The following is a 20,661-nucleotide window of genomic DNA, read 5'->3' as shown; positions in this document are numbered from 1 at the left end:
AACCATCGGGAAGTGCGTCCAATTCTCGTCCGGAAAAACCTGATCAGGCCGCTCGTCGGGCGAGCGCTTCGTCCAGAATGGACAAACATCCGTCCAGCGAATCGCATTCATTCAGCATGCGACGTAATGCCGCCGCACCGTGCAATCCGTGCAGATAACCCGCCAAATGTCTCCGCGTAACCCGCACACCCGCCGGCTCTCCACGCCCTCGCGTATTCATCACCAGGTGTTTTTTGCACAATGCAATTCGTTCTTCGGCCGTGGGCGGATCGATCTCACGTCCTTCTCGCAATAGCGCATTGGCCTCGCGAAAAATCCACGGATGCTCGATTGCACGCCGGCCGACCATCACGCCAGCACAACCCGTTTCGTCCAATGCGCGCCGTGCGTCCTGGGCAGTCTTGATATCGCCATTGACGATGACCGGAATTTTCACCACTTCCCGAGCTCGCCGCGCCCATTGCCAATCGGCCGCTCCCGAATGACCCATGTTGGCCGTGCGGCAATGAACGGTCAGGGCTGCCACGCCTACGTCCTCGAGCCGCCGGGCGAGATCGACGATGGGCATCTCCGATTCCGGTCCCCATCCAATACGCGTCTTGATCGTCACTGGGAGCGACACGCGTTTCACGACCATGTCTGCCATCGCGACCATGGCCCCCGGATTGCGCAGCCAACCAGCTCCAGCGCCGCGCCCGGCGATTTTCGGCACCCAACATCCACAATTGATGTCGATGAACGACGGCCGTGCTTCTTCGGCGACTTCGGCCGCTTCCGCCAAACGGTCCGGGTCCGATCCGTAAATCTGGATGGCCGTGGGTTGGTCGTCCGCGCCGAGGGTCAGCTTGCGCTTGGCGTTTCGGCACCCTCGCAAGAGCCCTTCCACATTGACGAACTCGGTCACGCACAGCTCGGCGCCGAGCTCTCGGCACAGGGCGCGAAACACGGCATCCGATACGTCCTCCATCGGCGCGAGGATCACGGGGCGAGAAGCGAAAATTTCTTGGAATCGTTGGTGCACGGCGGACACGGCAGGGGCCTCGAAACGCGTCGCACGTTAGAGCACGACGTTCGCCGTTGTGCCAGCGCGCCGCGCCGTTTTGCTCGTAAACTCGCCCCCATGATGCACACGCGTTCCATCGTCATGTTCGCCGCAGCGCTCTCCGTCGCTGCTTGTGGGGGCAGTCAGTACGCCGAGCCTTCGACACCATCTCTCCTGTCGAGCTCGTCGTATTCAGCGCCGTCATCGCCTTCATTTTCCGGCCCGAGCTCCCCCGCGATCCCGCGCCACGACACGCGCGGTGACCTCGTCGTACGCCCGGATCTCGTGTGTGTACCGTTTGTCCTGCGCCTCGAAGGCACCGACGTCAAAGCCGTGCTCGCCAGTCTCGAAAAAGCAGCACAAGTCGTGCAGGAACGGTTTGCCGCTGCAACCGGCGGCCAAGCTACGACGACGATGCTCGGTGCGAACGTTTCGAGCATCGGATCGGGCCGCAAGGCGAAAGACGACGCGCCCGTGAAGTACGTCGTGACCGTGGATGGCAGTGTCGAAGTGCCACTCGCGAACGAAGCGAATTATTGGGCGCGCGCGCGCGTTTTGACGTCCCTCGTGGAAGCATCGAACGACTCGAAACCGCTATTGCCGCCTCCGCCCGAGGATCAACCGCAGCTCGACACGGCCTTCGGCGCTCCCGAGGTCAAGCTGCGCAACCCCGAAGCGCACCGCGCAGAGCTCGTCAAGCGCTGGGTCGAGCGCACGCGTGCATTCGCGCGCACCGCGGAATCCGAAAAAGCGCCGCTCAACGTCGTCAGTTGCGAGCCGCCGCAGGGCATCTCGCAAACACACATCTCCATCGAGCAAGTCGGTCTGACCTTGCCCGTGCAGTGCCGCGTCGACGTGGCGCGGACGACTCCGTAATCCGGGACGTGGCTGCCTTGCTTGGCACACTTTGGCCGCGTTCCGAACCCCTCGGGCCAGGTGCTCTCCCGGCATCGCTCTTGCTCAGCCGACGCAGGATATCCTTCCGTCGGACTCTCGAAAGGAGACTGCCATGCGACTTCGTTTCGTTCTTCCTGCGCTCGTTGCGGCCTGTTTTTCCACCTTCGGACTGACGCACGATGCTGATGCCTGCGGCGCGTGCGTTCCCCCGCCCAAGGAAAACACCGTCGTGACTGGTCATCGTATGGCGCTTTCCATTTCGCCCAAGCAGACGGTGCTTTGGGATCAAATCGAATACGCCGGGGCGCCCGAGAGTTTTGCGTGGGTTTTGCCGGTCAAACCTGGCGCGATCATTCAGGTGTCGACCGATGCATGGTTCGACACGCTCGATTCGGCGACGACCACGCAGATCTTTCAGCCGCAAATCACGTGTGCGAACGGCAGCAGCCCGAGCTTTGGGTGCGGCATGTCGGCAGACGCTGCGACCCGCGCCGATTTTGCCGGCGAAGGAACGGGTGGAGGCGGCGGGCCTGCCGTGACCGTCGTTCATCGCGGATCGGTTGGTCCTTACGAAACCGTGACGCTCAGCACGGAAGTGCCCGGAGCGCTCAACACGTGGCTCACCAATGCCGGTTTTGCGCTCGATCCATCGACGCAACCGGTGGTCGATGCCTACGTGGCCGAAGGCTTCGACTTCATCGCGCTGAAACTTGCGCCGGAAAAGGACGTGAGCGCGATGAAGCCCGTACGCGTCGTGCAGCCGGGGGCAAACCCGACGCTTCCGCTGCGAATGGTGGCGATCGGCACGGGGGCCAACGTGGCGCTCACGCTTTTCCTCATCAGCGAAGGTCGTTGGGAAGCAAAGAATTTCAAGAATACCGTCGCTCCGACAAACCTCATCGCCTGGGATTTTGCGACGACTTCTTCCAACTACAGCGAGCTTCGGACAAAGGCGCTGGAACAGAACGATGGCGCGACATGGCTCACGTCGTTTGCGTTCCAAGGAGGCCTACTGTCTCAACTGCAGGGTTTGAACGGCTTCGGCGGTACGTCGACGCGAACGTACGCTGCGCCTGGAGCGTTGGGGCTATCGAACACGATCGCCTCGGCTTACGTGCGGCAAGGGATCAACAACGGTGAAGCCGCGGGCGAAGAGTGCATTCAAGCCATGACGAACATTTCAGCGAGCGGGCTCATGGTGACGAACCCGTGTCCTTTGGACAAACCCTACGACGATCCTTCGTGCGGTGCGGTTGGAGCTGGCGAAATCGACGCGAGAACGCTCGCGTGCGGACTGGTGGACAACATCGAGGGCGCGCTCGACGATGTCGCGGTCGCGTTGAATGGTTTGCACCCCAAAGATGTGTGGCTCACGCGCATCGAGGCGGATTTGCCGCGCTCGGCGCTGGCCAATGACTTGATCGTGCAAGCGGCGGCCGAGCAATCCTCGGTCGACAACATCAAAATAGCGGCGATCGCGAAGAACGTGCAGGTCATCTGCGGTGATGGTGGCGCCGTTGCGCCCATTGCGAAGAGCGGTGATCGGTCGGGTCCAGGAAGGCGCGGCGATCTCGTCGTGCTCGTCGGTTTGGGCCTCTTGTCGCTCGCGGCTCTCGCAAGGCGTCGCTTCGTGACCGCTTGAGACGACCTTGCACGCGCGCGATCCCGAGCGTGCGCGCGCTGGGTGTGGTAGTCGCTCGTCATGGCGACAGTCCGTCCTTTCTCGAGCCCTCCTCCTGGAAACTTCATCAAACGCATCATCGCCGCAGCGATCGTGCTCGCGGTTGCTGCCATCGTCCTCTCGTCGTGCCTCATCCGTGTCGATGCGGGACACGTGGGCATTCGCGTCAAGCTTGCGGGCAGCTCGCGCGGCGTCGATGACATTCCCGTCGTCACCGGATGGGTCTTCTACAACCCGCTCACCGAGCAGCTCATCCGGTTTCCCACCAGCGTACAGAACGTCGTTTGGACGCGGGATGCGCACGAAGGCGGGGGCAGGGACGACTCGATCACGTTTTCATCGCAAGAAGGCGTGAACATCAACGCGGACATCGGTTTCTCGTTCCACATCGAGCCGTCGATGGCGCCGCATCTCTATTTGCGCTTCCGCAAGTCGGATCTCGTCGACCTTGCAAACGGCTACGTGCGCAACGCCATGCGTGAAGGGTTCAACATGGTCGCTTCGCAGATGCCCGTGCAAGACATCTACGGGGCTGGCAAATCGAAGCTCGTGGCGGACGTGCAGAAGCGGATGCAGGATCAGCTTGGCAAGGACGGGTTCGTCATCGACCAACTCACGATCAACGGTGCGCTGCGTTTGCCCGAGAACGTGGCGAGCGCGATCAACAGAGCGATGGAGGCGACGCAGAACGCGATCCAAGCGGAGAATCGCGTGCGCCAGGTGAAGGCCGAAGCGGAGCAAGCGATTACGCAGGCCGAGGGGCAAGCATCCGCGGCGCGTGCGCGAGCCAAAGGCGAAGCCGACGCAAAGCTCATCACGGCCAAGGCCGAAGCGCGGTCAAACCTCATCCTGAAGTACTCGATGACGCCGAGCGTGCTGCAATTCCGAGCGCTCGAAAGGTGGAACGGACGCCTCCCCGTGATGAATGGTGCAGGCACGTTGCCCATGCTGACGTTCGACGTGGACAAACTCGGCAAGGGCGGGGCCGACGACGAAAAGAAGTTGATCGAGCTTCTCGGTCAGGAAGAGGAGATGGAGAAGCGCGAGGCTGAAGCGAAGAAGGCGGAGGAGAAGGCCGCGAAGGATGCGAAGGACGCCGTCGTCAAGGATGCGAAAGCGGTCGAAGTGCCTGCGCCGGCGAAGCCGTGAATGGATGGCGAGTGAACACGCGGCTGTGCTAGGGTGCATTTCATGGCGCAGAAAGAACGTCTGATGCAGGAAGTGCTCGAGCTTTCCGCCGAAGATCGGCGCGAGATTGCCGATACGTTGTTGGCATCTCTCGTGCCCGACGACGAACGTTCAGACGACGAGTGGTGTGCCGAAATCGAGCGTCGCGCTCGGCGTGCACTTGCAGGCGAACCCGGGGTGCCTTGGAGTGATGCACGGGCAACGCTCGAACGGCGCTTTGGTTCGTTTTGAAAAACCTTTCGTTCGATCGTGAAGCGCTTGCCGAACTAACCGACGCTGCCGAATGGTACGACAGGCAGCGAAAAGGCTTAGGGGCGCAATTTCTTCACGAAGTCGATGCAGCTCTCACACACGTGCGTGAACGCCCGCTGCTGTTTCCAAGGCTCATGATCTGTTCGGAAGTTGAGCTCAGACGTGCGGTAGTGAAGCGGTTTCCGTACGCTGTGGTCTTTGTTCTGCTCGGTACCGAAGCGCGGATTCTCGCTGTTGCACATACCAAACGGCGAGAAGGTTATTGGTTGGGACGCGTTCGCGGTTTGTCTGAGGACTAGCTACAGCCTCTGCTCCACGCGCGTGCGCTGGTTCAGCTCCTCCAGCCACTTGCGCTTCGCCTTCTCCAAAATCTCCGTCTGAAGCCGCTGCACCATCTCGTCTTTCGACTCTTCGTAGCTCTTGTAGCGCGACGCCTGCCGCGAGATGAGCTTGAAGATCACGATGCCTCGGTCCACCGCGATCGGCTCCGATATCTGGCCCGGCTCGAGCGTCATCACCGCGTTCTCGAACTCCGGCGCGAGCACCGGCCGCTGACCTGCCTTCGCCGCGGGCGAACCTTGCGGCGTACGAAGGCCGAGATCCCCGCCTGCATCACGCGTCGCCGCCTCATCCGAATACGCCTGCGCAAGCATCGCGAAGTCTTCCCCGCTTCGCGCTCGCTCCACGATCTCGGCCGCAAGCTTCTTGCGATCCTCGATCACCGCAGGACTCGCTCCCGGCACGAGCTGCAGCACGATCCACGCAGGGTGGTAATCACGCCGCTTCTTCTCTTCACGCACCGTCCGCTCGTACATCGTGCGTACGTCTTCCTCGGTGATGCGCACGCGCCCTCGTACGCGCAGTTGCAACATCTTTCCTTCGAGGATCTGGCGTCGGATCTCGTCGCGGTAGTCCTGCTCCGGCATGCCCGATCGCGCCTTTGCCTCGCGCAAGAGCGCCGAAACGCTGATGCCTTGCGCTGCGGCAATGTTGCGTAGGGCGTTGTCGATCTCCTCGTTCGTCACCGACACACCCGCACGCATGGCTGCTTGAGCTTCCAGCCGCTCGTCGATCATCTTCGTGAGCATGTCCTTGAAGACTTCCGACTCCGCTGCGGCTTGTTCGGCGCCGGGCCGTACGCGCTGCTGGATCTGAATCAGGAACGGCTTTGCGCGGCCGCGCAGCTCCGACAGCAGAATGGGATCATCTCCGACGATGGCGACGATTCGTTCCACGACGATCGCTTCGGCCGGACGCGGAAAGAGCGCAGCCAGAGCGAGCAGGCCGAGCGCCACGAGGTGATGACGAGCACGCATTCGCGCCTCAGTAGCACAACTCGGCCCGTTCGTCGCGATTTCTGTGACGTTGCCGGCGCAGCAGCCTCAACAATTCGGACACTCGCAGCTCAATACCGCCGGATCGGGCGGATCCGTGCAGACACCGTACGGGCTGATGCACGAGCTCGCTCCTACGCAACTGCAATCGATTTGCCCCCCACAAGCTGCCGGAACGTCCACGCAATGCCGCTCCACCACGAATGCGACGTTTTCAATGCACGCTTGATCCTTCGTGCATTGACTACACGCGCCCACTTCGCGGCATTCCGCCACCGCAACACACCCGCCCCAGCATGGTCCGTTGACGTGAGCGGTTTGTCCTGGTGGGCATGCTGGCGGAAGGCTGTCGCAAAGCGCGTTGTCGTGATTGCAATCGGCGTCGATGACGCATCGGCCGGCGCGGCACAAGGGCGCAGCAGCGGACAACCCCGACGCGTCGCACGCCGGTGCAAAACATTCCGAAATGGGACACGACGGAGCCGGACTGCCAACGGGAATGCCAGCGCACGTGCAGCAGTCATTGACCACCATGCAATCCGAATCCTTCGTGCATTCGGGGCCCGGTGCGGGATTCATGCCCCCGCCGCCGCCCATTCCACCACCTCCGCCCGAGCCTCCGCCTCCACCCATTCCACTCGAAGAAGACGAGCTCGAAGACGAAGACGAGCCGGACGAAGATGACGAAGTTGACGACGAGCTATTGTCTTCGACGGTTGGATCGCATCCGAACAGAGCCACCATCGAAACCATTGACGCACAAGCCAAGTAGCGCATGACGTTTTCCCCTTTTGTTAAGCAGTTTCGCGTATCATCGATCGAATCGCATCCGTGACGGCACCCTCCGAAGAATACTTGCTCGACCACCCTCGCGATCGGATTTTCGACGTGTCCAGCCGATAAACCGGCACGTCGCCTTTCCACCCTCGAGGTCCCCCCGTGAATTCGTATTTCACATCGGACAACCCCATTTCCCGCACCACGATGTCCGCAATTTCTCGTACCGTGATGTGGTCCGTCGTTCCAACATTGAAGTATTCGTACGGGCCGCGGCGCTCGCGTTCCAGTGTGTCGAAAGCATCGAGCACATCGTACACGTGAATGTAGGGTTTGCTCTGGGAACCATCGCCCAAAATGAGCAGCTCATTCGGATTGGCCCGAAGCTTTCGAACGAAGTCGTAGCCCACTCCATGGGTTTGTCTTGGACCCACCACGTTGGCGAATCGAAACACCGTCCCCTCGAAATCGAACATGAAACAATACGCACTGATGAGGGCTTCGGCTGCGAGTTTTCCGGCGCCATACGTCGACACGGGAATCATCGTCGGCCAATCTTCGGGAATGGGCGTCGGCGGAATGTCCCCATAAACGCCGCTGCCCGACGTGAATCGAATCCGCCGCACCCCCGTTTTGCGCATCGCTTCGAGCACGTTGCGGCACAAAAGCGTCCCATTGTCGAAATCGATGTCCGGCTCGACCACGGCCCGCGCAATGTCCGCATTCGACGCGAAGTGGTACACGATGTCGTGCCCCGCAATCGATCGCCCGAGCAGCTCCGGCTCGCGAATGTCACCTCGAATCACCGTCAGTCGCGGATTATTTCGCACCGCTTCGAGGTGTTTTTCCGTGCCCGTGAGAAAGTTGTCGAAGACCGTGATGGTCGCATCGGTTTTGGCCAGCAGCCGTTCGACGAGGTGCGACCCGATGAATCCTGCGCCGCCTGTGATGAAGTATCGTGTGGGCATCGTTTCCTCGACGAGCTAGAGCAAGGTCGTACCGAAATAATCGAAGTCGTAATGCAGCTCCATGAGCCCTTCGGCTTCCATGGCGCGACGAACGGGCGTCGGGTCGGGCGTGTAAAACATCAAAAAACCGCCACCTCCTGCACCAATCAGTTTTCCCCCGATCGCGCCGTGCTCACGACCGATGTCGTACCAGCGATCGATGTCCGAATTCGTCATTTTTGACGAACGCTTTTTCTTCCATTGCCAATGCTCGTCGAGCAGCCGGCCATAAGCATCCAAATCGCCCAGCTCCAGCGTTCGTTTGGATTCGATGCCGATGTTTTTGATGAAGTGCAAGTTGTCGATCATCTCCTTGCTCTGCGCGCGGCTCTTGTCGTCCTGCTCCTTCAAAATGGACGACGCTTCACGCGTGATGCCCGTACAAAAAAGCAGCAGCCGCTGCGTGAATCGCACGAGCACCGGTTCGTCCACGGCGAGCGGCGTCACGACGACCGATTCATCCGGCCGGAATTCATAACAATTCACGCCGCCCAGCGCGGACGCATATTGGTCCTGTTTGCCCACCGGCTCGCGCAAAATGTCGATTTCGATGTGCGACGCCATCTCCGCAAGCTCGCGCTGCGAAAGTGTTTTGCGCGAAAACCGAGCGAGCGCTTTCAGCAGCGACACGCCGAAACTTCCCGACGACCCCAGCCCCGTGCCGGCAGGAATGTCCGCCATCGTCGTGATTTCGAGCTGCGGTTCGCGGATTCCAAGAAGCTCCAAAGCTTCACGCACGATGGGATGCCGGATCTCCGAGTTCGTCGACACTTGCTCGATTTTCGAATACCGCACCAAAATGCGTTTCTCGAACGTGCGATGCACCGACACGTAGACGTGCTTGTTGATCGCGCCGGCGATGAGAAACCCACCATATTGCCGGTAATACGACGGCAAGTCCGTCCCGCCGCCCCCCAAGCTGATTCGTAACGGACTGCGTGCGATGATCATGAGCCTCGTGGTCGAACCTTCGGGGACGAGCATCCCCAGGCAATTCGCCCACAACATACCCGTGTTCGTGCGGTTTGTCAAACCCGCGCGTGCCCCGTTCAGTTTGGAACGAGGCCAAATCGGGGGGTATGGGGGGGCCGAGCCTCGCCGTGTTTTTGTGCGCAGCGCAAAAACACCGGGAGGCGAGCCTCGGCCCCCCCATCGTGAACTAGCCTCGCGAAGCGCGCGTCCCACGCGCGCGAAGCGAGCGTGCAAATCTTGGCCTGGATTCAGTCAATTCGCGTACACGACGATGATCGCATATTGCGCCCACGCACCATCTTCGGGCTTGAAATGCGTCACGCCAATGTCCAGATGCAGCGTCGGTTGCCGCAACACCTCATCGGGAAGCGTCAACTCCTCGAGCGACGTCGTTTGTATCGCATAACCACGCATGCTCTGCTGAAACGACTCCACCGACCGCTGCAGCACCGCGTTCATTGCATCCACCGGGCTCTGCTTGCTCTGGTGCACCCGCATCAGCTCCTCGTTCAAAATCGCGTCGACCCCGCCAAGGCGCTTCGGTGGCGACAAATTCAGCCGCTTGCGCGTCTGCATCACGCGCGAAAGCAAATACTGCTCGTCGTCCGCATGATCCGCTCCGTGATGAAACCGATATCCCACCGCGACCGATCCAAGCATCCCCTGGTCCTGCATGATCATCGGCCCGAGCGCCAATTGCTCGATGTTCGGATCAAATAACGTGTGACGACCTATCGGCATCTCCAGCGCCGACGTCAGCCACCTGCTCACATCCAGCGTCGCAGCCGTCGTCGATACCATTTGCGCATCCCGAATCATTCCCTTCACGTCCCAGCCCGCCATCAAAGCGAGCGCTATCGTGTCCACCTGCCCCGGATTCGGGTTTTCGTCGAACATCGACGTAAAGTAATGAGGTGCAACCGCCGCAGCCGTCTTGGATTGTTCACGCGCCAGCGTCAATTCGGACAAACCAGCCTCTTTGCGCGCCTTGTTCAGGTTTTGAATCACCGTCGTCGTGAAGTTTTCCGGCGTCGATGCCGGAGCCGCATCGCCATATCGAATCGCCGCGTACTTCGGCGAAACATTCGCCTCTTTCCGCACCAGCGCTTGCGCGAACACCGAACCGAGCGCCCGCTTCGGCGGCACCGATAGCAGTTGAATCCATGCCGTATCGTCTTGCGCATCGATCGGGCAAATGATGCGGAAATTAGGCCGCACCATCGACATGTCGATTTCGCACTTGACAACCGCCGTCGCACCTTTGTTGACGTATGCATTGAAATATTGCGTCGGCTGCAAGACCTGACCCTCGATCACCACTTCCCCGCGTTCGTCAGGCGTCAGCGAAAACGGCTTGATGGTCGCCTCTTCCCGCGCCTGCACCACATACGCGACAATTTGTTTGTCCTTTCGCCCAAACCAAAAACCGACCAAATCGGGATTTCCACCCAAACTCTTGCCCAAAGCTTGGCGAATGTTCGGCCCCGCATTCTTCAAAAGATCCTCGTCGCTCACGTCCGCGGGCACTTCATCCACGAGATATCCGCCGCCCACATCCGGCACGAAATTCCCACAACCACCCGTCATGAAACGCCGCAACCCATCATCGGGCTCGGACTTCTTTTCCAGGTAAAACCTCCCAAGCTCGTGCGCAACACATGCCATCGCGCGCGTCAGCCGAGCCTTCGGAGCCTTCGCTTTCGCAACCTCCTCGAACATCGTCTCCCACGAATTCCCCGGCGTCCAAGCCTCCTGCCCCTTGTCCGCTTCAGGCGCCGATTCGATCGTCCACGCATCCACCGCATCCGCCGTCTTGCGCATCGAAACCTTGCCGACCGGTTTGGCCGCAATCGCACCGAGCACATCGCGGCCAGGAAATTCCAGCACCGCACTGCCGCGCGACGTCGCCGGAGCTCCCCCACACGCTTCGACGACAAGTGCTGCGAAACACATACCCACGAACGCGCGATGCTTTGAATTCAAAATATTCATGCCTCAGCTTTCTCCCACACGGCCCAACGAAGCCACTTGTTGCTCCCAGCAGTGAGCCTACGACTGCATCACGCGTACAACTCTAGGCGAATGTCAAGAAGTCTCTTCGCAGGCCCGTGCGGTGTTTGACGCGATCGTTACGACCGCCCTTCCGTTTCGTCTCCGAATCGGCTAAGGTGCGCGCGCCCGAGGCGGACGCAGAGCGCGCATGCACGGACTCGCCCGCCTTCACCTATGGTTTCCTGCGCAAAGCAGCCCGCAGCTCACAACAGAAAACGATGAAGAACACCACGTCGACCATCCACTGGACCCACACCGACGAGGCACCGGCCTTGGCCTCGCTGTCGTTTCTCCCCATCGTCGAGGCATTCCTGAAAGATACGGGCATTGCCGTCGAGACCCGAGACATCTCGCTCGCGGGCCGCATCATCGCCACGTTTCCCGAAAGCCTCACCGAAGCGCAGCGCATTCCGGATGACCTCGCGTACCTCGGCGACCTGACCCACAAGCTCGAAGCCAACATCATCAAGCTCCCCAACATCTCCGCTTCGATCCCGCAGCTCAAAGACGCCATCGCCGAACTGCAGTCGCAAGGCTACAAGATCCCGGATTATCCGGAAGCGCCCAAAGACGACGCCGAAAAGGCCATTGCTGCACGTTACGCAAAAGTTCTCGGAAGTGCAGTCAATCCCGTTCTTCGCGAAGGCAATTCCGACCGCCGCTCGCCCTTGTCCGTCAAAGAGTTTGCCCGCAAGCACCCGCACAAACTCGGCGCCTGGTCGAAAGAATCGAAGTCGCACATTTCGCACATGTCCAGCGGCGATTTCTACGGGACCGAAACGTCCACGATCATCGGCAAAGCCACCGACGTCCGCTTCGAATTCGTCGCGGCAGATGGCTCGACCACCGTGCTCAAGAAAAAATTCGCATTGCAAGAAGGCGAAATCCTCGATTCGTCGGTCATGCACGTCGAACCCCTGCGAGCGTTTTACGCCGAGCAAATCGACGAAGCGAAGAACAATGGGCTGCTTTTGTCATTGCACCTCAAGTGCACGATGATGAAGGTTTCGGATCCCGTCATGTTCGGGCACCTCGTCAGCGTCTACTTCAAGGACGTATTCGACAAACACGCCGCTACGTTCAAAGAAATTGGCGTCAACCCGAACAATGGATTGGCGGATCTCTACGCCAAGATTCAATCGCTCCCGGCCGACAAAAAGGCTGAAATCGAAGAGGACATCAAAGCCACCTACGCCAAGCGTCCACCGCTTGCGATGGTCGATTCCGATCGAGGCATCACGAATTTGCACATGCCGAACGACATCATCGTCGATGCGTCGATGCCCGTCGTCGTGCGTGATTCTGGCAAGATGTGGGGCCCCGACGGCAAACTCCACGACACCAAGGCGCTCGTGCCGGATCGCAACTACGCCGGCATCTACAGCGTGATCCTCGACGATTGTCGCGAGCATGGTGCGTTCGATCCGAAGACGATGGGCAGCGTCCCCAACGTGGGGCTCATGGCGCAAAAGGCCGAAGAATACGGTTCGCACGACAAGACGTTCATTGCATCCGGTTCGGGCACCATTCGCGTCGTCGACGAATCCACGGGCAACGTGGTTCTCGAGCAAAAGGTCGACAAGGGCGACATCTTCCGATCGTGCCAAACGAAGGACATTGCCATTCGTGATTGGGTCAAGCTCGCGGTTCGTCGCGGCAAAGCGACGGGCGCGCATGTCGTGTTTTGGCTCGACAAGAATCGCGCGCACGACAGGCAGGTCATTGCCAAGGTCGAGACGTACTTGAAAGAGCACGACACGACGGGCCTCGAAATTCGCATTCTTTCGCCCGTCGAAGCGATGAAGTATTCGCTCGAGCGCATTCGCAAAGGTCAAGACACCATTTCGGTGACGGGCAACGTGCTCCGCGATTACCTCACGGACCTCTTCCCGATTCTCGAGATTGGCACATCAGCAAAGATGTTGTCCGTCGTTCCGCTGCTCGCGGGCGGAGGGCTCTTCGAGACCGGCGCCGGTGGTTCGGCACCGAAGCATGTGCAGCAATTCCAGAAGGAGGGGTATCTCCGCTGGGATTCGCTCGGCGAGTTTTCGGCGCTTGGCGCGTCGCTCGAGCACGTTGCGCTGACGTTCCAGAATCAGCGTGCTGCGGTGCTCGGCGAAACGCTCGATCAGGCCATCGGCAAATTCCTCGACAACAACAAGTCACCGGCGCGCAAGGTCGGTCAAATCGACAATCGCGGCAGCCATTTCTACTTGGCGCTGTACTGGGCCGAGGCATTGGCTGCGCAAACGAAGGACGCCGAGCTGCAAAAGCGTTTCGTTGGTGTCGCGAAGCAATTGGCGGAAAACGAAGCGAAAATCAATGCCGAGCTCATTGGGGCTCAAGGCAAGCCGGTCGACATGGGCGGGTATTACCACCCCGACTTGGCCAAAGCGACGGCCGCCATGAGGCCGAGCGCGACGCTGAATGCGATTGTCGACGGGATGTGAAGGGCACCCGCCTCACCCCCCGACCCCCTCTCCCCCGCGTAAAACGCGGCGGAGAGGGGGAGAAAGAAAGAGCGTTACGATTCTGTAGTTCCCCCTCTCCGCGGAGCGAAGCGACGGGGAGAGGGGGCTAGGGGGTGAGGCGCGACTGCTCGATGAACGCCAGCGTATTCTTCATCGAGTCTTCCTGCCGCAACTTTTCTCCGATGGCCTCCGCATTTCGGCGAAGCGCTTCATTCTCGACCAATTCTCGCAAGGCCTTTGCCAGGTTGTCCACGGCAAGCTTTTTCGGAGGAATGGGAGCAGGTCCCGCGCCGAGCGTTTGCACGCGACGTCCCCAAAATGGCTGATCGCCAAAAAATGGGCATATCAATGTAGGTCGACCCGCGCGTAGTCCTGCCGCCGTCGTACCAGCGCCCCCGTGATGTACCACCGCCGCCATACGTGGAAAAAGCCAATCGTGAGGAGCGGCGTCGATCTTGTAAATCGAATCGGGCAAATCGTTTGCTTCGAGTCCTCCCCATCCCGTCGCCAAAATCCCTCGCACCTTGGCTTTTTGCAATGCTCCCACGACCACTCGGCTGACGCGCTCCGTCTTTTGATTCGTCATGCTGCCGAACCCTATGTAAATCGGCGGGTCACCGGCGTTCAAAAAGTCCACCAGCGAAGACGGCGGGCTCCATGTTTCCTGTTTGTCCAAGAACCAATACCCGGTGACCGTGACGTGGTCGGGCCAATCGGCGGGTCGCGGCACGACATTCGGGCTGAAGCCATGCATCACGGGAATCGGACGATCATCCGATGTATGCAAAAAGTCTCGGCTGCGACGTCGAGGCATTCCATGCTTTTTCCTCCACGCGTCGACGTATTTGCCAAAGCCCATCGACATGGCAGCGAGCGTGAACTTGGTGGTGAGCCGATTGTACCAGCCGCCCAGTTTCCATTCGGGAAACCCAAAGCCCGAAAACTCGCGGGTGGGCACCAGCATCGGGATGAGCAACGCACAGATCGAAGGAATGCCGAGTTTTTCTGCGTAGTGCGAAGCGCCGAGACCCTTGGGATGAAACAAAATGAGGTCGGGTTTCGCGGCTTCCGCCGCTTGCCAGCCTTCTTCCAAGAGAGCCGCTTGCATGGGAGCTGCCAGCTTCGTGAGCTCGGCATACGTCTTGATTGTTTTCCACATGGATCTGTCGTCATCGAGCGCCGAGCGCCCAGCGTCCGTGTGTATGAGCTTCAGCGCGTCGTCGTTCAGGTACCCATAACGGAGGCCATGCTCGGTGACGAAGTCACGAAAGTTCACCGTCGTGCAAAGGGTGACTTGGTGCCCTGCTTTTTGCAGCCCGAGCCCCAGCGCGATGTACGGTTGCACGTCGCCGCGCGTGCCGAGTGTGATGATGAAAATATTCATGCGCGTGCTCCCTCGAAGGGCGAGTCATGCAATGGTACGATGTGGTCGTGAAGGGCAGGGACATCATGATCGAACGCAAATCCATTTTCAAGGCAAGCTTTGCAGCATCCATCCTCGGGCTGTTTTTCGTCGTCATGCTCTCGTCGTGCGAAGGAGGTGGCGTTTTCGGCGGCGCCGAAGGCGATGCTTGCCGCTCGAACGACGATTGTGCCAGCGACCTTTATTGTTATGGCCCCAATCGCCCCAACGTCTGCGGTATTCCTCCGCGCGAGCAATGCTGGAAGGATGCCGATTGCCCCATGGGCACGTTTTGCCACGCCATTGTTGACCATTGCAGTCCCGATGGTATCGGCTCCGAATGCAAACCGCCGTGCGCCGTCGATTCGTGCGGACCCGATTTTCGCTGCAATGCAATGGGCGCCTGCGAGCCCATTCCATGCGACGAAGGTTTTACGTGCCCGGACAGGCAACAATGCGATGCCGTGCTCGCGCATGATGCGACGCAGCCCGTGCACGCGCGCACGTCTGGATGCGTGAACATCACGTGCAATGCGGATGGCGCGTGTCCGACGGGCAAGTTTTGCGTCGAGGGGTATTGTCAGGACGAGCTCGGCACGTGCGGGGAGGAATTCGCGGTGCCGTGAGTTCTCGTTCCTGATTACTTGCGGGCGCGTTTCTTGGACGCGGCCGCGGGAGACTTGCGATTGCCTCGCGCGGCATTGGCGGCCGGTGCTTGGTCTGCCTGATTTTCCTCGGCCTGTTTTGTCGAGTTCGCTAAATCCGCAGTTCCGCCAAGCTTATGGTAGATATCGAAAAGCTTCTTTCGTTCGTGACTGTTCAGGACTCCGCCCAGCGAGGCCAATGCATTTTCTATATTTTGTCTGCTTTCGTCGGGCTGTCCTTCCGTAATAAGACTCGCGGACGATAGGACGAGGGCCACGCCTACCAGTGGAGGAATGTCTGTCGACTTCGCAATGGTCAGCATTTGCTGACGCAGCTCTTCGGCCCGAGCGCTGTTCCGTTGCACGGCTTCGATCAAGGCAAGGTTACCCAAAGGCAATATTTGTTTTCCGCGGGCCCCGATTGCTTCATAGATGGCTAATGCTTGCTCGAAAAGCTTTTTCGCATCTGCCCAATGCAATTGATCGGAGCCGACAAGCCCCATCTCATAGATCGCATCTGCGTACGATTCCCGATCCTCGCGCCCGAGAAAGATACCCGCAGCCCTTTCGAGTACTGCGAGTGCCTTATCATGCTCCTCTTGCTTCCTCAGCTCTTGCCCAAGCGCCAGCAGCGCTTCGCCCATGCCACGAATGTCCCCGCGCCGCTCCGCTTCTTGAACGCGCGTTTCCAATATCGGAATGCTCGTCCCTGGCGTCGACACTTGCAGGCCCGCCGGCATGTCCTGCCCCAATTGCCAATGCCGCAACGTCTCCGCCAACTGATCGTACGCTCGAGCCAAAATCTCCTTGTCCGAAACCCCCGATGCGTCATGCAAAAGCTGCTCGCCAAAACTCCACCGCGCTCGAAACGGTATCTCGTGCGAACGCAGCCCCGAAAGATGGTTCTCCTTTTTCCAAAGCCCCTCTTTCATCCCACGCTCGAATTCGGCTTCGTACTTGCGATACCATTCTTCCGCGAGCGATACTTCCTCCACCACCGAAATGCGCGACGGAACGAGCCACAAATGCGGCGTATCCCGTCCCCCTCGCTGCGTGCTCGGTGCCGCTACGATGCCCCGCGCGATCTTCTCGATGCCCCGAAAGGATTGCTCGTTCGGCGCAGTCAATAGGACGACGCCGTCCGGAAGCTGAATCGTGCAAATGCCCCCCGTGTCCGTCAATCCCGTGCGACTGTCCACGAGCACGATGTCGAAATCTTCCGTGATCTGTTTTCGCAATGTCTCGATCGCGACGGCGCCCCGATCCTTCTCGTAAAACTCTTGCCAATCGAACGCGGCGAGGCGAGCATCGAAGCCCGAATCCAATTGCCCCGCAATCAACAACGACAATGACCCAAATCGAGGGGCATGAGGTCGCCTCGTGATGGGAATGATCGACGAACGAACATTCGGCGGGGCGGGCGCTTTTTTTCGCACCGCGTTTCGCCATTCGAGCAGAAAATCGAGCACTCCGCGGGCATTGGCAAGCTCTTCCTGGGTCAATCCCCAGAAATCGTGCAATCCCGGAGCCTCCAAATCCCAATCCACCGCGAGCACCCGCAGGCCATGTTTATTCGCCAGGCGCCAGGCGACATTGGCCAGCGCCATCGTGCGCCCCACGCCACCTTTGTACGAATAAAAAGTGACGATTTGTCTGCGGTTCGTGAACAACATTCTCATGCGGCTACGGACCACCGTGGTGGTTTCATCGGCAACTGATCTTCTCCAACGGCCCATGTCGGCAAATCTGCTGCATCGTCATCCGGATCCGCTTGCTCGGCGAGCAATTCATCGATTTGCTCTGCCGTTGCGCCGACATCCATGAGCGCCATACGGCAGCGCGCGCGCTCCCAATTCCCAAGCTTGCCAAGCTCCTGCGCAAGGCGCGGTGGCCCAATCCGCGGATCGGCCCGATATGCCCAAAGCACCTCACCCAATGGAAAATCTCGGTGACTCTTTGCTCTCGTAATGATCTCCGGAAGGAGAGCGACCCCCTGCTCCGGATCCGAATGCCTGAGGCCCGCCGTTGCAATGGGCCAAAGAGCGGGATCCTTCGAGCACCACACGCCAATCCAATGATGAGCCAAGAGTTTCGGCTCCTGCAGTCGCGCCAGCGCCATCAGCACCATGCGCTCGGCATTCGCATCGATTTCGCGGTTGGTTCTGCCCAGAATCCCCCTCTCCGCAATCGCGAGCAAAACAGGCACCGCCGTCCGAATGGCCCGGCGCAAAATGAGCGCGGCAAGATGCTGCACCGCGTTTGCATCTTTGCCCGCCCGCAGGTCTGGATTTTTGGCGATTTCCCGAAGCGCCTCGACAATGCCGTTTTCCAGTCGACCGCGGAATGCCGCGTCGGTCGTTCTGCCGTGAACGACTGCGACGAAATCGTCCGGGGTTTCCAGGTGCATGCTCGACAGCGGAGGATCCGCTTCTTCCCCACGCATACGGCGAACGAGCCAGCCCGTGAGAGCCTTCTCGTCCATTTCCTCTAGCGCGCGCTGATTGATCATGGGATCCTCTTTACCAGATAATCCGTGGGAGGGCTGCGTCGAAGTAGGCCGACTTGATGCGCGCTGCGTTCATCGGCGTCGTTTGGCGTTGCCAGTAGCTCCGGCTCAGCGGGACGATCGTCGCGCAAATCTCGTGTCAATCCCCATGGTTCGGAATGGCTCTTCGGCGGACGCCTCCATGGTGGACTGAACCCTGCATCGATAGCGCTCGGGACATGCAGCGGACGTTTCTTGTCGTCCACGTGCACGGCAACGCGATACAGCACTTCACCTGCCGGAAGATGCGCCAACCCGAGTCGATCGCGCACCTCGTCGGCATCGCCGCCATCCGTCATCGTCGTGATCCAAAATGGATACTCGTTACCTGCACCGTCCGAGCCCCAGCGGCGAGTGAGCGGCAGCCGCGGCGGCGCCGCAGACGGATCGACTGCCGCTCCCGACACGAAACCGTGCCGCTGCAGCTTGTCCAGCGTCATGTACGTGCGCCACTCGGGCTGCACCTTTGGCCGTTTCTTCGCGAGCACACGTAACGCTCGCCCCCCGCTTTTGCAGGCCTCGCGCAGTTTGTCCGGTGCCGTTCCCGTCGCGGCGGCAAGCGCCTTCTGAAAGGCTGCTCGACGCGTCTTTGGCAGACGGTCTTCTTCCCGAAGATTGAGCAGCACGGCTCGATCTTCGCGTCCTCCGGCTTCGAGCTCATCGACGAAGGTTTTGACCGCGGCCGCTACTGCTCCTCGAGCGCCATCCACGAGCGACATGGGCGGCGACCCTACCACACTTGGGAAAACGGGGAACGATAAAAGGCGGAGGAATGTCGTTTTGCAGGAGCGGCTCGGAGATGCGGAGAGACGTAATCAGCCTCCGCTTTCTTTCGTCTTCGCCTTCGCAGGTCCTCGTCGTTCTTCCAATTCATCGATGAACGCGAATACTTGCTGTTCCAAGTCTCGCGGCAATGCTTCGTTTTCGGTGATTTCATCACGCAGCGCCGCGCGGAACTTATTGAGCAGCCCCAGCGTCTCGCCGCGCAGCTTGCCCACGCTGCCTTTCGGCATCGTCGTATGGGCGCTGGCCCGCTGATCCAGCAATTCGGCCAGCTTATCGCCCGCGTCGAGGAATCCGGTGACCCAATCGAGGAGCGTTTTGCCTTCGGGCGTTGGGAATTGCTTCAAGTCGCCTTCCAGCTCGGCGACCTTGGTTCGATTCTTTTTCGCGGCTGCTGCTTCTTCCGCATAGGAATCGACGAGTGCGCTGCGCTGTGGAACGAATGCAGCGCGAATCCGCTTCGCCGCCGCGCGCGTATCATTCGACAGCCCGGGAACCTGTTCCACGGCGTCCAAGTAGCTTAGAATGGCGCCACCAAAGCCGTCGTGCGTGACGTCGGTCACGCCAAGCTCTTCGGCGAAAGCTTTGCCGCGCAGCACCTCGGGCACGGCCAAAATGGCCACGTGTTTTTTGGCAATCCACGGACCATACAACTTCCCGACCACGGACGCTTCGAGCGCGTCTTTGCGCGGCCCGAAGAGATTGGCCAGGGCGAGGTCCAGGTCGTCCAGCGTGAGTTTGCTCATGTGCCCAGCTTTCCACGAAGTCTAGTTTTTGGTCAAGGGGTAACGTGGACGGTAGCGCGATGTTGCTGGGCTAGCTTTGGGGTTGAGCGAAGGGCCCTGGGCGAGGGGGTGTTGTTAGGGTGGGGGGTAAGCGCGAGGGATCGGGCGAGGGGGTGTGTTTAGGGTGGGGGCAAACGCGAGGGCTCGGGCGAGGGGGGTGTTGTTAGGGTGGGGGTAGACGCGAGGGCTTGGGCGAGGGGGTGTGGGTAGGGTGGGGGTAGACGCGAGGGCTTGGGGGAGGGGTTCAAGTTGGCGCCGAGCCATTCCGTATCGCTTGCTCGAAATGGGCAAAACTGCGACTGCGTTTGCCGACTTCAGTGGTCGAAATTCCCTGCGCGATTTCTCCGGCAACACGAGCCGTGTAGGGCACATCGAGCAAGTCTTTCAAACATTGTTTGGGGCTGGGTATCGCGTCGGGATCGTTGATGTCGACGTTGCCGAGATCCCGCCCCACATAACTCCGTAATGCGTGCGGATCAGCCCAAAACCATGCCTCCAGGTGCCATTTCGCGGCGACCACTTTGATGGGGACCGGAATGTCTTGGCACTTGGTGCCTTCGAGCCGCTGCGCAAACGTCGCGACGACCATTTGCGGGTCCTTGCCATCGGCGTCCACGAGAATGACGAATTTATCGGGCTGAGGATCATTCCAATACCATGCTGCTTGGACGAGCTTGCAAGCCGAATCCGGCGTGAGAGCATGCTGTCGCGGGGGCGTAAGGATGGGTCCCAGGATCCCAACATTGTCCGACTCGAGGTGCCGGAGTAGATGGGGCAGCGCCATTCTTTCCGTCTCGCCCGAGGCAATGACGACAACGCGTTTTCCCAT

Annotated in this window: 20 protein-coding genes; 8 read left to right on the top strand and 12 right to left on the bottom strand. The window is 60.0% G+C overall.

Features of this window, described 5'->3' with window-relative positions; all coding sequences use genetic code 11:
• Window positions 1-43: 43 nt before the first annotated feature.
• Window positions 44-967 carry a tRNA dihydrouridine synthase DusB gene (gene dusB, locus IPM54_42440; protein ID MBK9266435.1) on the bottom strand — a complete coding sequence of 308 codons (924 nt, stop codon included), beginning with the start codon at window positions 965-967 and terminating at the stop codon, window positions 44-46.
• A 153-nt stretch (window positions 968-1,120) separates the two neighbouring features.
• Between dusB and IPM54_42435 the strand changes: the two genes are divergently transcribed.
• The 5 genes from IPM54_42435 (at window position 1,121) to IPM54_42415 (ending at window position 5,359) form a co-directional block, all read left to right on the top strand.
• Window positions 1,121-1,918, top strand: coding sequence for a hypothetical protein (locus IPM54_42435; GenBank protein ID MBK9266434.1), 798 nt, complete (start codon window positions 1,121-1,123; stop codon window positions 1,916-1,918).
• A gap of 133 nt (window positions 1,919-2,051) precedes the next feature.
• Window positions 2,052-3,581 carry a DUF2330 domain-containing protein gene (locus IPM54_42430; GenBank protein ID MBK9266433.1) on the top strand — a complete coding sequence of 510 codons (1,530 nt, stop codon included), beginning with the start codon at window positions 2,052-2,054 and terminating at the stop codon, window positions 3,579-3,581.
• Window positions 3,582-3,641: 60 nt separating this feature from the next.
• Window positions 3,642-4,769: a prohibitin family protein gene (locus tag IPM54_42425; GenBank protein ID MBK9266432.1), complete on the top strand. Its 1,128-nt coding sequence runs from the start codon at window positions 3,642-3,644 to the stop codon at window positions 4,767-4,769.
• 42 nt (window positions 4,770-4,811) lie between these two features.
• A complete protein-coding gene (locus IPM54_42420) occupies window positions 4,812-5,039 on the top strand; it encodes an addiction module protein (protein ID MBK9266431.1) in 228 nt (75 codons plus the stop codon).
• Window positions 5,036-5,359, top strand: coding sequence for a type II toxin-antitoxin system RelE/ParE family toxin (locus tag IPM54_42415; protein MBK9266430.1), 324 nt, complete (start codon window positions 5,036-5,038; stop codon window positions 5,357-5,359). Before IPM54_42420 ends, IPM54_42415 begins: the two co-directional genes overlap by 4 nt.
• Here the strand turns inward: IPM54_42415 and IPM54_42410 are convergent, their stop codons facing one another.
• Both IPM54_42410 and IPM54_42405 read right to left on the bottom strand, forming a co-directional pair.
• Window positions 5,360-6,376 carry a peptidylprolyl isomerase gene (locus IPM54_42410; protein ID MBK9266429.1) on the bottom strand — a complete coding sequence of 339 codons (1,017 nt, stop codon included), beginning with the start codon at window positions 6,374-6,376 and terminating at the stop codon, window positions 5,360-5,362. It abuts the gene before it with no gap.
• A 66-nt stretch (window positions 6,377-6,442) separates the two neighbouring features.
• On the bottom strand, window positions 6,443-6,928 hold the full coding sequence (locus tag IPM54_42405) for a hypothetical protein (protein ID MBK9266428.1): 486 nt from the start codon (window positions 6,926-6,928) through the stop codon (window positions 6,443-6,445).
• Between IPM54_42405 and IPM54_42400 the strand changes: the two genes are divergently transcribed.
• Window positions 6,927-7,166 (top strand): hypothetical protein, encoded by a 240-nt coding sequence (locus IPM54_42400; protein MBK9266427.1) that lies wholly within the window; start codon window positions 6,927-6,929, stop codon window positions 7,164-7,166. The genes IPM54_42405 and IPM54_42400 overlap by 2 nt on opposite strands.
• A gap of 22 nt (window positions 7,167-7,188) precedes the next feature.
• On the opposite strand, the gene IPM54_42395 is transcribed toward IPM54_42400, so the two are convergent.
• The 3 genes from IPM54_42395 to IPM54_42385 form a co-directional block, all read right to left on the bottom strand.
• A complete protein-coding gene (locus tag IPM54_42395; protein MBK9266426.1) occupies window positions 7,189-8,139 on the bottom strand; it encodes a GDP-mannose 4,6-dehydratase in 951 nt (316 codons plus the stop codon).
• A gap of 15 nt (window positions 8,140-8,154) precedes the next feature.
• Window positions 8,155-9,129 (bottom strand): galactokinase, encoded by a 975-nt coding sequence (locus tag IPM54_42390; GenBank protein ID MBK9266425.1) that lies wholly within the window; start codon window positions 9,127-9,129, stop codon window positions 8,155-8,157.
• A gap of 273 nt (window positions 9,130-9,402) precedes the next feature.
• Window positions 9,403-11,142, bottom strand: a complete 1,740-nt coding sequence (locus IPM54_42385) for a hypothetical protein (protein MBK9266424.1) — start codon at window positions 11,140-11,142, stop codon at window positions 9,403-9,405.
• A 278-nt stretch (window positions 11,143-11,420) separates the two neighbouring features.
• Between IPM54_42385 and IPM54_42380 the strand changes: the two genes are divergently transcribed.
• Window positions 11,421-13,652, top strand: a complete 2,232-nt coding sequence (locus IPM54_42380) for an NADP-dependent isocitrate dehydrogenase (protein ID MBK9266423.1) — start codon at window positions 11,421-11,423, stop codon at window positions 13,650-13,652.
• 127 nt (window positions 13,653-13,779) lie between these two features.
• Here the strand turns inward: IPM54_42380 and IPM54_42375 are convergent, their stop codons facing one another.
• On the bottom strand, window positions 13,780-15,057 hold the full coding sequence (locus tag IPM54_42375) for a glycosyltransferase family 1 protein (protein ID MBK9266422.1): 1,278 nt from the start codon (window positions 15,055-15,057) through the stop codon (window positions 13,780-13,782).
• A 26-nt stretch (window positions 15,058-15,083) separates the two neighbouring features.
• Here IPM54_42375 and IPM54_42370 point away from each other — a divergent pair, with 26 nt between their 5' ends.
• Window positions 15,084-15,701, top strand: a complete 618-nt coding sequence (locus IPM54_42370; protein MBK9266421.1) for a hypothetical protein — start codon at window positions 15,084-15,086, stop codon at window positions 15,699-15,701.
• 14 nt (window positions 15,702-15,715) lie between these two features.
• Here IPM54_42370 and IPM54_42365 read toward each other — a convergent pair whose 3' ends face one another.
• From IPM54_42365 to IPM54_42345, 5 genes are all read right to left on the bottom strand, one after another.
• Window positions 15,716-17,398 carry a hypothetical protein gene (locus IPM54_42365; protein ID MBK9266420.1) on the bottom strand — a complete coding sequence of 561 codons (1,683 nt, stop codon included), beginning with the start codon at window positions 17,396-17,398 and terminating at the stop codon, window positions 15,716-15,718.
• Window positions 17,395-18,228 carry a hypothetical protein gene (locus tag IPM54_42360; GenBank protein ID MBK9266419.1) on the bottom strand — a complete coding sequence of 278 codons (834 nt, stop codon included), beginning with the start codon at window positions 18,226-18,228 and terminating at the stop codon, window positions 17,395-17,397. The genes IPM54_42365 and IPM54_42360 overlap by 4 nt, the downstream gene beginning before the upstream one ends.
• Entirely contained in the window at window positions 18,225-18,983 is a 759-nt protein-coding gene (locus tag IPM54_42355; GenBank protein ID MBK9266418.1) for a hypothetical protein, read from the bottom strand. Before IPM54_42355 ends, IPM54_42360 begins: the two co-directional genes overlap by 4 nt.
• A gap of 96 nt (window positions 18,984-19,079) precedes the next feature.
• The gene (locus tag IPM54_42350; GenBank protein ID MBK9266417.1) at window positions 19,080-19,793 is read right to left on the bottom strand and encodes a hypothetical protein; all 714 of its coding nucleotides are present in this window, start codon (window positions 19,791-19,793) and stop codon (window positions 19,080-19,082) included.
• A 283-nt stretch (window positions 19,794-20,076) separates the two neighbouring features.
• Window positions 20,077-20,661 carry a DUF4276 family protein gene (locus tag IPM54_42345; protein ID MBK9266416.1) on the bottom strand — a complete coding sequence of 195 codons (585 nt, stop codon included), beginning with the start codon at window positions 20,659-20,661 and terminating at the stop codon, window positions 20,077-20,079.

It is taken from the genome of Polyangiaceae bacterium (genome assembly GCA_016715885.1).
In the GTDB taxonomy this organism is placed as follows: domain Bacteria; phylum Myxococcota_A; class Polyangia; order Polyangiales; family Polyangiaceae; genus Polyangium.
The sequence above is the reverse complement of the archived record's forward strand: the minus strand, read 5'-3'. Positions and strand labels throughout refer to the sequence as shown.